Genomic DNA, 11912 nt, shown 5'->3' with positions numbered 1-11912 from the left:
GGCGGGACCGGCCGCCGCCAGATCGCCGGGGCGGCCCATCGTCACCGGTCGCTCCCCGGCGCGGCGGGAGGCGCGGATTCGGGCCGGGCCGGTTCAGGCTGGGCGGGTTGGGGCTGAGCCGTGCCCGGCCGCGCCGGCAGCAGCGCGGCGGCGCCCATATAGTCGCGCACCAGTTCGTCGATCGTCGGCTCCGCGTCCGGCTGCTGGTCGAGCTGCTGGGCGCGGACATAGCCATAGCGGCGCATGGCCACCGCACGCGCATCCTCGGGCGTGCGCAGGATGGTCGGGCGGATGAACACCATCAGATTGGTCTTGGCGCGCGAGCGCGAGCGCGACCGGAACAGCTCGCCCAGCCCCGGAATGTCGCCGAGCAGCGGGATCTTCTCGATCGTCCGCCGTTCATTGTCGTCAAGCAGGCCGCCAAGCGCGATGATCTGGCCGTCATCGACGGTCACCGTCGTCTCGATCTCGCGCTTGTTCAGGATCAGTTCCTGGTTGCTGTTCGACACCGGCCCGGCGATCGAGCTGACCTCCTGCCGCAGGATCAGCTTGATCGCCCCACCCTCGTTGATCTGCGGCCGGACCTGCAGCTGGATGCCGACATTCTGGCGCTGGATCGTGCGGAAGGCATTGTCGAAATTGTTCGACAGCGCCTGACCGGTGGTGATCGGGATTTCCTGGCCGACCAGGATCCGCGCTTCCTGATTGTCGAGCGTCATGATCGACGGCGTCGACAGCAGGTTGGACGCGGTGTCGGAGCGGACGGCGTTCAGGATCACGCCGAAAATGCCGTTGCGCCCGACATTGGTGGCAAAGCCGCCCAGCCCGCCGGTCGCGCCCAGCACGGCATTGGCCGCCGCCTGCGCCAGCTGGTCGGACACCGGGCTGTTGGTGGTCGTCGTCACCACCTGGCCGTTGACGGTGGTGGTCGTGCGATCAAGCTCGCGCGCGGCGACCGCTCCGGCGATGGTCAGGATGTTGGGCTGGGCGTTGGAGTAATTGGTCGCGAGCAGCGGCACGTCGCTGCCCGGCTCGCCGCCCAGCAGGAACTGCACGCCCAGCCGCTTGGCCAGCTGGTCCGAAATCTCGACGATGATCGCCTCGACCAGCACCTGATCGCGGCGGGTGTCGAGCTGGCGCACCACCTCGCCCAGAATGCGCTGCGTGTCGGGCGCGGCGGCGATGATGATCGCGTTCGCACCTTCAAAACGGGTGACGATCGCGCTTTGCCGGCCGATGATGCTTTCGCCCGGCGGCACCGGCTGGGCCGGCAGCGCCGCCGGCTGGGGCGACCCCTGCGCCGCGCCCAGCCCGCCGCCCGCACTCCCCGCCCCGCCCAGGCCGCGCGACTGGCTGAGCCCGGCGGTCTGGCCGGGCTGGGTCACGCTCTGCCCGGTCAGCTGCTGCAGCACCGGCAGCAGCAGCTGGGCATCGGCATGTTCGAGCCAGTGGACGCGCACCTCGGTGCCGTTGGCCGCGCGCTGGTCAAGCTCGGCCGCGACCTGCGCCAGCCGCGCGACCGTCGCCGGATCGCCGCGCAGCACGACGGCGTTCGAACTGTCGACCGCGACCACGCTGGCCGCCGCCTGTCCGCCGCTTTGCCCCGGCGCACCTGCCCCGCCCGGCCCGATCAGCTGGGACAGCGAGCCGGCAATCTCGCGCGCGCCGGCATTCTTGAGCGTGATCACCCGGGTTGCCGCGCTGTCACGGTCGATCCGCGCCAGCACCTCGCGCACCCGGCGGACATTGTCACCGAAATCGACGATCACCAGCGAGTTGCCGGCGCGATTGGCGGTCACCGAGCCTTCGCGGCTGACCAGCGGCCGCACCGTTTCCGCCGCCGAGGGCGCATCGATCGAGCGCAGGCGGACGATTTCCGTCACCAGCGCATTGGCCGTGCCCGCCCGGCCGACGCGGCTGGGCTGGCTGGCCGCGCCGTCGAGCGGCTGGACGCGGAACGCGCCGCTGCCGGCCGGCACCGCGACCAGGCCATTGGCCCTGAGCGTCGACAGGAACACTTCCAGATATTCGCTGCGCGACAGGCTGCGGTCGGTGACGACCGACACCTTGCCCTGCACCCGCTGGTCGATGATGAAGCTGCGCCCGGTGACCTTGGCCGCATCCTGGATGAAGGCGCGGATATCGGCGTCGCGGACGTTGAGCGCATATTGCGCCGCCGCCGGGGCCGCGAGCAGCAGCGCAGCGGCGGTGCCAAGGGTGAATGCGGCGGATGGACGGCGCATCAGCGTGCCTCCCCCGGCCCGGAGGCAGGCTGGGTAACGGGCGGGGCAACAGGCTGGGCAACAGGTGCCGGAACCGCCGCCGGGGCGTCACCGACGACCGGAGCCGGCGGTGCGCTGCCCGACTGGACGATGAACAGCGATTCGTCGCGCCCGGCGCGGCTGATCACGACATGATCGAACGCCACCGATTTGAGCGTCACGCCTGGCTCGATCTCCTCGCCGACCGCAACGCTGCGCTGCACATTGTCGGCGCCCGCCAGGATCGCGGATCCACGGCCCGTCGCCTCGTCCACCCTTGTGCCGAACAGGCTGAGCGGCAGCGCGGTGACTGCAGCGGTATCGCCGGTCGCGGTGCGGAAGAACGGATCGGTGCCGGCGGCAAGCGCCGCGCGCCCGGCCGCCGCATCGGGGCCGGGCATGGCGGCCCATGCCCCGACCGGGCCGGTCGGGGTGATGACCGCCCAGGCAAGCCGGGCCGCCTGCACCGCGATCAGCGCGACGACCAGAATCTCGGCGAGCAGCAGCGGATCGAACCGGGCGGGGCGCCACAGGGTTCGCCAGCGGCGCGGATCAGTCGACAGGCGCATCCATTCTCCCCAGCGTGCGGCCGCGCTAGGCCCCCTTGGTGACAGTTCGCGGAATGATTTGTGACAGTCATATGGCAGCCGGAGCAGACCAGCAACCGGCCCCGACCTGCGCGCCTCCACCTGCGACCGACCCAGCGGGCCTTGACGCTTGCCGCCCGCCCGCGCGACGGTCCGCCATGCCGGAAGGATGGCCGGGCAGGAGGATGACGTGACCGACAATCCCTATGACCAGATGGTCATCGACAGCATGATGGCTGCGCCCGGCATCCAGCGCGTGCCGACGCCCAAGGTCAGCCTGTTCATCCGGCGCGGGTTCCTGACCCCGGAGGAATGCGCGCAGGTGATCGAACGGATCGACCGCGGCCGCCAGCCTTCGACCGTCACCGATTACAATGGCGACGCCGCGTTCAGGACCAGCGAGACCTGCTATTTCGACGTCAATGATCCCTTGATCGTCGACATCGACCAGCGGATCTTCGCCTTCTCACGGCTCGATCTCAAATATGGCGAGCCGATGCAGGGGCAGCGTTATGCGGTGGGGCAGGAGTTCAAGGCCCATACCGACTATTTCGAGCCGCAGGGCGCCGATTATCAGACGCATACCCAGGTCGCCGGACAGCGGACCTGGACGGTGATGATCTATCTGAACGAACCCGAAGCCGGGGGGGCGACGCGTTTCAAGGCGATCGACAAGACCGTGCAGCCCGAAACCGGCAAGCTGCTCGCCTGGAACAACCGCCGCCCCGATGGCAGCCCCAATCCCTCGACCATCCATCACGGCATGAAGGTGCGGGCGGGCACCAAATACATCATCACCAAATGGTTCCGGGAGCGCCCCTGGGGCTGGGCCTGAGCGCAACGGACGGCCGCGATGAGGCGGTTCACGGAGCCGCACAGGTAACGAACCGGCCCGCCCGTGTCCGGTGCCGGCAAAGGCGTCACACCCGGCAACGCAGCCCCGACCGACCGGCCTTCTTGCCGCGACGACCCCGCGCCAGCACCGCCATTTCACGAAAAAAGCCAGAAAAAAGAAAAGGGACGGCCCGGAGACCGCCCCTTTCCGTCATTGGCGTCCAGCCCGTTTCCGGGCCGGCCGGGATCAGGCGTAGACCGCGCGAACCTTGCGGACGCGGCGGGCAGCGGCACCGATCATGCCGAAGCCACCGATCATCATCGCCCAGGTCGCCGGCTCAGGCACCGCCGCGATGGCGATGTTGTCGACTTCAAAGGCGTTGCCATAGGCGCTGAAGCGCAGCGCGGTCACCTGCGACTGGAAGCCGTTGGTGAAGTCCAGGCGCACGATGCGGTTGGTGTTGGCTTCGGTCTGGTTGCCATTGGCCGGATCCCAGACATTGCTGCCTTCGATGGTGGCGAGAACGACGCCACCGGCGCCGAGCACTTCGAGCGTGTTGTAGACGTCGATCGAGCCCCAGAGCAGGCTAACCGCGTTGATCGGGCCGAGACCGGTCAGATCGAACACGCCGGGCGTGCCATCGGCCGGGCCGACCGAGATGAAGCCGCCGGTGCTGCCGAGCGGACGGGCGCGGGTTTCGACGGTCGTCGTGAAGATCGACCGGTTCCAGCGCGGCGTGGAGGTTTCGAAGTCGAACACCAGCGGGTTGTCGAACCCGCTGCCCGGATAGACAGCCGCACCCGGCGTGCTCGAAAGGACAACAGCCGACTGGGCCGGCGCGGCGGCAATGGCGGCACCCGCCATCGCGAGACCGAGAACAAACTTCTTCATAAACAACACCCCTTGGTTCGTAAGGATCAGCAACCCACCCAAAAAACGCCGATCTGTCAGTCATGTGCGCCCCGGGCACGAATCACCCGGCACCTCACGCAACCGCTTCGGCTTCAGTTACCCGTTTACGCAAAATTAACCATTCTGTCCAAGGCAAATGTTCACTTATGCACGTCCCGCAGTGGCACATGGGGCACCGGACGGAACGGCCTGGTTGCACAGGAAAGGGCGGTCGGCGCGGGCATGCAGTGCCGCCAGGCACCGCAGCTCAGCCGGTCAGCGCCTCGACCAGCGCGCGGACCTTTTTCTGCCGCCATTGCGGCATCGGGGCATGCGCCCAATAGCCCATGCCGTGATCGACCGGGTCGGCCAGCGCCACGATGCGCCCGGCGGCCAGATCCGCTTCGGCCAGCATTTCAGGCACAAGCGCGCGGCCCAGCCCCTCTGCCGCCGCGTCGATGGCAAGCCCGGCATCGGCGACGCGCAGCAACGCCCCATCGGGGGCATGGCCCGGCCAGGCGATCCACGGCGCATCGGCGGCCGCGCCCGGCGCGGCGATGCGCACGAACCGGGCGGTGCCGATCAGCACCCCTTCATGCTCGCCCCGGTCGACCATCAGCCGGATGGCGAGATCGAGATTGGCCTCGGTGAAATCGACCGCCTCGTCCCCCGCGACGATGTGAAAGCGCAGTTCGCCGTCGTCGGCCGCCAGCCGGGCGAGGCGCGGTGCCAGCCAGCGCGCGGTCAGGTCGCGCGGCGCGGCGATGGTCAGCACTTTCGACGACTGACCGGCCTGGATCGCCCGCACCGCATCTTCAAAGCACAAAAAGCCCTGGCGCAGCGCCGCCAGCCCGGCTTCTGCCTCGGGCGTCAGTTCCAGCCCCTTGGCGGTGCGGCGGAACAGCACGACGCCCAAAGTCTCCTCAAGCGCGCGCACCTGCTGGCCGACCGCGGCCGGGGTGACCGCCAGCTCGTCGGCCGCGCGGGTGAAGGACAGGTGGCGCGCCGCCGCGTCGAGCACGCGCAGGCCGTTGAGCGGCAGATGCGTGCGCTTCATGCCTGCACCGCTGGCGCGACGAGCGGAAAGCGCGGGATCGCGACGTCGAAGGTCGAGCCATCCTCGGCGATCATGCGGTAGCTGCCGCGCATCTGCCCGGTCGGGGTCGACAGCGGGCAGCCCGAAACATAGTCGAACGATGCCCCCGGCGACAGCAGCGGCTGTTCGCCCACAACCCCCTCGCCCTGCACCTCGTGGCGCGCGCCGTGCCCGTCGGTGATGATCCAGTGGCGGCTGATCAGCTGCACCGCCATCCGCCCCTCATTTTCCAGCCGGATGTGATAGGCCCAGAACCAGCGCCCCCGTTCGGGATCCGACTGATCGGGCATGAACGAGACGGAGACCCTGACGGTCACGCCCCGCGTGGTCTGGGCATGGGGGAAAAGCGCCTTCACAGCCCGACTGCGCCGAGCGCCCGGTCGAGATCCTCGATCAGGTCGGCGACATCCTCCAGCCCGACATTCAGGCGCAGCATCCCGTCGGTGATGCCCATATCGGCGCGCACCTCGGCCGACAGGCTGCTGTGGGTGGTGGTGGCCGGATGCGTCATCAGCGACCGGGAATCGCCGATATTGTTGGAAATGTCGATCAGTTCGAGCGCGTCGAGCAGGCCGTGCGCCTGGGCACGGTCGGCGACGAACAGCGCCATGATCGTGCCGCCGGCCGCCATCTGCCGTGCCGCCAGCGCGCGCTGCGGATGGCTGTCCAGCCCCGGATAGAGGACGCGCAGTCCCCGGTCTTCGAGAAACCGGGCGACGGCCAGCGCATTGTCGCTCTGCCGGCGGACGCGCAGGTCGAGCGTTTCCAGACCCTTGAGCACCACCCAGGCGTTGAACGCCGACAGCGTCGGGCCGGTGTTGCGCACGAACGGTAGCAGCACATCGTCGATGAACGCCCGGCTGCCGCACACCGCCCGGCGAGCACCCGGCCCTGCCCGTCCATAAGCTTGGTCGCCGAATAGGCGACGATATCGGCCCCGAAATCGAGCGGCCGCTGCAACGCGGAGGTCGCAAAGGCATTGTCGACGAGCGTGCGGATGCCGTGCGCGCGCGCAATGCCGCAGATGGCGGCCAGATCGGCGATCTCCAGCGTCGGATTAGCGGGGGTTTCAAAGAAGAACAGCCGGGTGTTGGGCCGGATCGCGGCTTCCCAGGCGGCGGTATCGACCGCATCGACGATCGTCACCTCGATCCCGAAGCGCGGCAGCAGCGAATCGGTCAGCCAGCGGCACGATCCGAACATGGTCCGCGCCGCGACCAGATGGTCGCCGGCCGAAAGCTGGCAGAGCAAGGCCGACGTCATCGCCGCCATGCCGCTCGCCATCGCGCGCGCGGCCTCAGCCCCGTCGAGCATCGCGATGCGCTGTTCGAGCATCTCGACCGTCGGGTTCTGCAGCCGGCTGTAGGTCATCCCCTTCTGTTCGCCGGCAAAACGCGCGGCGGCATCGCCCGCGCAGTCATAGGCGTAGCCGGAGGTGAGGAAGATCGCTTCGGACGTCTCCCCCCATTCGGACCGCGCAGTGCCGCCGCGCACCGCCTGGGTCGCGGGGCGCCATTTCGAGGTGATCGCAGGATCCTGGCCGGTCAGTCGCTTCATGGCGGCCGCTTTGCCGGTTTTGCCCGGCCAAGGTCAACTCGGGCGATGGCCGGAGCGCCTGCCAGTTTTTCTTTCAGCCGGCCAAGCCGGGGCAGCGCCCGGCCTCGCCGCTCGGTCCGGTCAAGCGGCGAGCGCGGCGATCACCCGGTCGCCCATCGCTGCGGTGCCGATCGTGCCGCCCAGATCGGCGGTGCGCGCGCCCGAGGCGAGCACGGCGGCGACCGCCGCCTCGATCCGCGCCGCCGCGTCGGCCAGCCCCAGCGAATGGCGCAGCATCATGGCCGCCGACAGGATCGTTGCCAGCGGATTGGCCCGGTCCTGCCCGGCAATGTCGGGGGCGGAGCCGTGGATCGGCTCGTACAGCCCCTTGCCCGCCGCATCGAGCGAGGCCGAGGGCAGCAACCCGATCGAGCCGACGCACATCGATGCCTGATCCGACAATATGTCGCCGAACAGATTGCCGGTCACGATCGTGTCGAACTGCCCCGGCGCGCGCACCAGCTGCATCGCGGCATTGTCGACATACATATGGGTGAGCGCGACATCGGAATATTCGGCGGCGATTTCGGTCACCACGTCGCGCCACAGCTGCGAGGTTTCGAGCACATTGGCCTTGTCGACCGAACACAGCCGCCCGCGCCGCCCCCGCGCGGTTTCGAACCCCAGCCGCGCGATGCGGGCAATCTCCGCCTCGTCATAGCGCATCGTGTCAAAGCCTTCGCGCAGCCCATCGGCGGTCGTGCGGCGGCCGCGCGGCGTGCCGAAATAGACGTCGCCCGTCAGTTCGCGGACGATCATCAGGTCGATCGCCCCGGCGACTTCGGGGCGCAGCGCAGAGGCGTCGGCCAGCCCCGGAAACAGCCGCGCCGGCCGCAGATTGGCGAACAGCCCCAGTTCGCGGCGCAGGCCCAGGATCGCCTGTTCGGGCCGCAACTGCCGCTCCAGCCCGTCACAGTCCGGATCGCCGACCGCGCCGAACAGGATGGCATCGGCGCGCGCGGCCAGCGCCAGCGTCTCGGGCGGCAGCGGGTGGCCGGCGACGCGATAGGCATGGCCGCCGACCGGTGCCTCGGCAAAGTCGAGACCGAGGTCGAGCGCCGTCAGCACCCGCACCGCCTGGGCGACCACGTCCGGCCCGATCCCGTCCCCGCCAATATCGCGACCAGCACCAGCACCCTCCCCAGAAAACGGCAGCCTGCCGGTGCAAAGCCGCATCCGGCCCCGCCGGTCAACCCCGGCCCGCCCGGACCTTTGCCGCGTCAGCCCCCGCTGCCGGCACGCGCCAGCCGGGTGCGCAGCCGGTCGCGCGCCGCCAGAATGACGCCGCGCCGGCCCGGCAGCAGGTGACGGGCAATGGCATCGCCGGTCGCATCACCCGTCGCATCGCCGCCGCCGCCAGCCTCCGGCCCTGCTGCGCGTCGCTCCGGCAGCCCCCCGGCCAGCCCATAACCAAGCTCGGCCAGCAGCAGCGCCTCGAACCGCCAGATCGCGGGCGCCCAGCCGCGCGCGCTCGGCGCATGTTCGACGGCATCGAGCACCGCGGCCAGCGCGTCATGCACGGCAGGATAGGCATACCCCTCGGGCAGCGTCGCGGCGGTGAGCGCGCACAGCCAGTCGATCGCCGCCGCCGGCAGCGGTTCGGCGAGCAGCGGCGCGCGGCTGTGCACCAGCTCGGCGGTGGCGGCGGCAAGCTGCGTCTCGGTGCGGGCGCGCAGGCTGAGCGCGACGACGTTGCCCGGCGACAGCACTGGCCGGAGCGCCCGCGACCGGCCACCCCGGACATAGCCTGGCTGCAGGCCATGGGCCGGGGTCAGCGCGCGGATCACCGCGCCATGCTCGCCATGCGCGCGCACCGCCAGGATCAGCGCCTGCGCCTCGATGATCATCGCCGGCCGGCCTCCCGACCGGATCGGGGAGCGGGCCGGTGCCGCCCTGCCCCACCGGGGTGCTCAGCGCTGATGAAAATGGTCATAGACAAGCTGGGCGACGCTGCGCGACACGCCAGGGGCCTTTTGCAGATCCTCAAGGCTTGCCGCGCGCACCGCGCGGGCGGTGCCGAAATGCATCAGCAGCGCCCGCTTGCGCGCCGGGCCGATGCCCGGCACCTCGTCCAGCGGCGATGCGCCAATGGCCTTGGCGCGTTTCTGGCGGTGCGCGCCGATGGCAAAACGGTGCGCCTCGTCACGCAGCCTTTGCAGATAGAACAGCACCGGCGCGTTGGGCGGCAGCGTCAGCTCGCGCCCGCCGGGCAGATGGAAAGTCTCGCGCCCGGCATTGCGGTCCGGCCCCTTGGACACGCCGACCAGCGGCACATCCTCGATCCCCATATCGCCCAGCGTGCGCAGCGCGGCATTGAGCTGGCCGCGCCCGCCATCGATCAACACCAGATCGGGCCAGTCGCCGCCCTCGCGGTCGGGATCGTCATTCTGCGCGCGGGCGAAGCGGCGCTCGAACACCTCGCGCATCATCGCGAAATCGTCTCCGGGCGCGGTTTCGGGCCTGCGGATATTGAACTTGCGATAGCAATTCTTGAGGAACCCGTCCGGCCCGGCGACGATCATCGCGCCCAGCGCATTGGTGCCCATGATGTGGCTGTTGTCATAGACCTCGATGCGCTGCGGCGGGCCGTCCAGCTCGAACAGCTCGGCCAGTTCGCGCAGCAGCCGCGCCTGGGTGGTGCTTTCGGCGAGCCGCCGGTCGAGCGCTTCCTCGGCATTGCGGCGCGCCTGATCGATCAGCCGCCGCCGGTCGCCGCGCTGCGGGGCGAGGATCGCGACCTTGCCGCCCGCCGCCGGGGCCAGCGCCTCGGCCACCAGCTCCGCCTCGTCCAGCGGCCGGTCGAGCAGGATGGTGCGCGGCGGCGGCACCTCTTCGTAGAATTGCATCAGAAAGCTGGTCAGCACCGCGTCTTCGGCCAGATCTTCGACATGGGTCGGAAAGAAGCTGCGATGCCCCCAATTCTGCCCGCCGCGGATGAAAAACCCCTGGATGCCGACCGTCCCGCCCTTGCTCGCCAGCGCGAAGATATCGGCATCGCCCAGCCCGTCGGCATTGATCGCCTGGCTGCCCTGGATGAAGGTCAGCGCGCGCAGCCGGTCGCGGTAGATGGCGGCCAGCTCGAAATCCATCCGCTCGGCCGCGTCCTGCATCGCCGCGCCCAGCTTGGCCTGCACCTGGGTCGATTTGCCGGCCAGGAACGCCTTGGCGTCGGCCACCAGCTCGCCATAGGCATCGGGCGTGATCCGCCCGACACAGGGGGCGGAGCAGCGCTTGATCTGATAGAGCAGGCAGGGCCGCGACCGGTTGGCGAAGAAGCTGTCGCTGCACGAGCGCAGCAGGAACAGCTTTTGCAGCGCATTGAGCGTGCGCGTCACCGATCCGGCGCTGGCGAACGGCCCGTAATAATTGCCTTTGGCCCGCTGCGCCCCGCGATGCTTCTGGATGCGCGGATAGTCATGCTCCGCGCCCAGCAGGATATAGGGAAAGCTTTTGTCGTCGCGCAGCAGCACATTATAGGGCGGGCGATAGCGCTTGATCAGCTGCGCTTCGAGCAGCAGCGCCTCGGCCTCGCTGTTCGTCGTCACGATCGTCATCGCCCGGGTCTGCGCGACCATCCGCTGCAGCCGCCGGGGTAGCCGTGTGACCTGCGTGTAATTGGTCACCCGGTTTTTGAGCGCCCGCGCCTTGCCGACATAGAGCACATCGCCGCGCGCATCCTGCATCCGGTAGACGCCCGGCCGGGCGGGCAGCGTGCGCAGCACGTTGCGGATCGCGGCAATGCCCAGATCAAGGTCGGGCGCATCCGCCCCGCGCACCGAATAGGCGGCGCTTTCCTCGTTGAACCGGTCAGGGGTGTTGGGGCGCGACATGGCCGCCCCAGTTAGGCATGATCGCCCCGGGCGGCAACCGGCCGCCGGGCCGGCAGACCGGCGACAGGCGCAGGTGAACAGGCGGGAGACGGGAATGCAGGTGCGCGGGCTGAACGTGGTGGTGACCGGCGGCACCGACGGGATCGGCCGCCATCTGGCCGCCCAGCTGCACGATGCGGGCGCGGCGGTGATCGTGATCGGCCGCGATGCCGAGCGGCTGGCCGCCGCCCGCGCGGCGGGGATGGAGGCAATCGCCGCCGACCTGTCGAACCGCGCCGGATGCGACGCGCTGATCGCCGCGCTTGCCGGCCGGCCGATCGACATGCTGATCAACAATGCCGGCATGAACAGCGATTTCGATGTCGACGGGGTGATGGACCGCGACATGACGGACCGGGCGATCTTCCTGAACCTCAATGCCCCGATCCATCTGGTCGCGGGGCTGCTGCCCGCGCTGCGCGCCCGGCCGCAGGCGGCGATCGTCAATGTGACGTCGGGCCTTGCCTATGCGCCGCGCGCCGGCGCGCCCGTCTATTGCGCAACCAAGGCCGGGCTGCGCAGCTTTACCCAGACGCTGCGCCACCAGCTCCGCGACAGCCGGATCAGGGTGATCGAGGTGCTGCCGCCGGTCGTCGACACGCGGATGACCGCGGCCAACCGCCACCGCAAGATGCCCGCCGATGCCTGTGCACGCGACATCATCGCGGCGATCCGCGCCGACCGGCTGGAAGCGCCGGTGGGCGCGGCGCGGCTGCTGCGGATCCTGGCCAATATCGCCCCGGCGGCCGCACGGCGGATCATGATCCGATACTGAGC

General features: G+C 69.7%; 10 protein-coding genes and 1 pseudogene. 2 read left to right on the top strand and 9 right to left on the bottom strand.

The window, feature by feature from the left end; genetic code table 11:
• Positions 1 to 41: 41 nt before the first annotated feature.
• Positions 42 to 2243: a type II secretion system secretin GspD gene (gspD, locus tag GVO57_RS08460; protein WP_160592772.1), complete on the bottom strand. Its 2202-nt coding sequence runs from the start codon at positions 2241 to 2243 to the stop codon at positions 42 to 44.
• Positions 2243 to 2830, bottom strand: a complete 588-nt coding sequence (locus tag GVO57_RS08455) for a type II secretion system protein N (protein WP_160592771.1) — start codon at positions 2828 to 2830, stop codon at positions 2243 to 2245. Before GVO57_RS08455 ends, gspD begins: the two co-directional genes overlap by 1 nt.
• 187 nt (positions 2831 to 3017) lie before the next feature.
• Between GVO57_RS08455 and GVO57_RS08450 the strand changes: the two genes are divergently transcribed.
• Positions 3018 to 3683: a prolyl hydroxylase family protein gene (locus GVO57_RS08450; protein WP_160592770.1), complete on the top strand. Its 666-nt coding sequence runs from the start codon at positions 3018 to 3020 to the stop codon at positions 3681 to 3683.
• Between the two features lie 246 nt (positions 3684 to 3929).
• On the opposite strand, the gene GVO57_RS14990 is transcribed toward GVO57_RS08450, so the two are convergent.
• The 7 genes and pseudogenes from GVO57_RS14990 to uvrC all read right to left on the bottom strand — a co-directional run bounded on the left by GVO57_RS14990 (position 3930) and on the right by uvrC (position 11096).
• Entirely contained in the window at positions 3930 to 4607 is a 678-nt protein-coding gene (locus tag GVO57_RS14990) for a PEPxxWA-CTERM sorting domain-containing protein (protein WP_233281303.1), read from the bottom strand.
• Between the two features lie 235 nt (positions 4608 to 4842).
• A complete protein-coding gene (locus tag GVO57_RS08440; protein ID WP_160592769.1) occupies positions 4843 to 5631 on the bottom strand; it encodes a LysR family transcriptional regulator in 789 nt (262 codons plus the stop codon).
• Positions 5628 to 6026 (bottom strand): Co2+/Mg2+ efflux protein ApaG, encoded by a 399-nt coding sequence (gene apaG, locus GVO57_RS08435; RefSeq protein WP_160592768.1) that lies wholly within the window; start codon positions 6024 to 6026, stop codon positions 5628 to 5630. The genes GVO57_RS08440 and apaG overlap by 4 nt, the downstream gene beginning before the upstream one ends.
• Positions 6023 to 7227: pseudogene (metZ, locus tag GVO57_RS08430) on the bottom strand (O-succinylhomoserine sulfhydrylase). Before metZ ends, apaG begins: the two are co-directional and overlap by 4 nt.
• A gap of 120 nt (positions 7228 to 7347) precedes the next feature.
• Entirely contained in the window at positions 7348 to 8442 is a 1095-nt protein-coding gene (gene leuB, locus GVO57_RS08425; RefSeq protein WP_160592767.1) for a 3-isopropylmalate dehydrogenase, read from the bottom strand.
• A 44-nt stretch (positions 8443 to 8486) separates the two neighbouring features.
• A complete protein-coding gene (gene recO / locus GVO57_RS08420) occupies positions 8487 to 9113 on the bottom strand; it encodes a DNA repair protein RecO (protein ID WP_160592766.1) in 627 nt (208 codons plus the stop codon).
• Positions 9114 to 9176: 63 nt separating this feature from the next.
• Entirely contained in the window at positions 9177 to 11096 is a 1920-nt protein-coding gene (uvrC, locus tag GVO57_RS08415) for an excinuclease ABC subunit UvrC (protein WP_160592765.1), read from the bottom strand.
• Positions 11097 to 11190: 94 nt separating this feature from the next.
• Here uvrC and GVO57_RS08410 point away from each other — a divergent pair, with 94 nt between their 5' ends.
• Positions 11191 to 11910 carry an SDR family oxidoreductase gene (locus GVO57_RS08410; RefSeq protein ID WP_160592764.1) on the top strand — a complete coding sequence of 240 codons (720 nt, stop codon included), beginning with the start codon at positions 11191 to 11193 and terminating at the stop codon, positions 11908 to 11910.
• Positions 11911 to 11912: the final 2 nt, after the last annotated feature.

The sequence above is a fragment of the Sphingomonas changnyeongensis genome (assembly GCF_009913435.1).
Classification (GTDB): Bacteria; Pseudomonadota; Alphaproteobacteria; order Sphingomonadales; family Sphingomonadaceae; genus Sphingomonas_B; species Sphingomonas_B changnyeongensis.
The sequence above is the reverse complement of the archived record's forward strand: the minus strand, read 5'-3'. Positions and strand labels throughout refer to the sequence as shown.

Coding starts and splice junctions, on each gene's coding strand:
- gspD (WP_160592772.1), bottom strand. CDS start 2,243: ATGCGCCGTCCATCCGCCGCATTCACCCTTGGCACCGCCGCTGCGCTG.
- GVO57_RS08455 (WP_160592771.1), bottom strand. CDS start 2,830: ATGCGCCTGTCGACTGATCCGCGCCGCTGGCGAACCCTGTGGCGCCCC.
- GVO57_RS08450 (WP_160592770.1), top strand. CDS start 3,018: ATGGCCGGGCAGGAGGATGACGTGACCGACAATCCCTATGACCAGATG.
- GVO57_RS08440 (WP_160592769.1), bottom strand. CDS start 5,631: ATGAAGCGCACGCATCTGCCGCTCAACGGCCTGCGCGTGCTCGACGCG.
- leuB (WP_160592767.1), bottom strand. CDS start 8,442: ATGCGGCTTTGCACCGGCAGGCTGCCGTTTTCTGGGGAGGGTGCTGGT.
- recO (WP_160592766.1), bottom strand. CDS start 9,113: ATGATCATCGAGGCGCAGGCGCTGATCCTGGCGGTGCGCGCGCATGGC.
- uvrC (WP_160592765.1), bottom strand. CDS start 11,096: ATGTCGCGCCCCAACACCCCTGACCGGTTCAACGAGGAAAGCGCCGCC.
- GVO57_RS08410 (WP_160592764.1), top strand. CDS start 11,191: ATGCAGGTGCGCGGGCTGAACGTGGTGGTGACCGGCGGCACCGACGGG.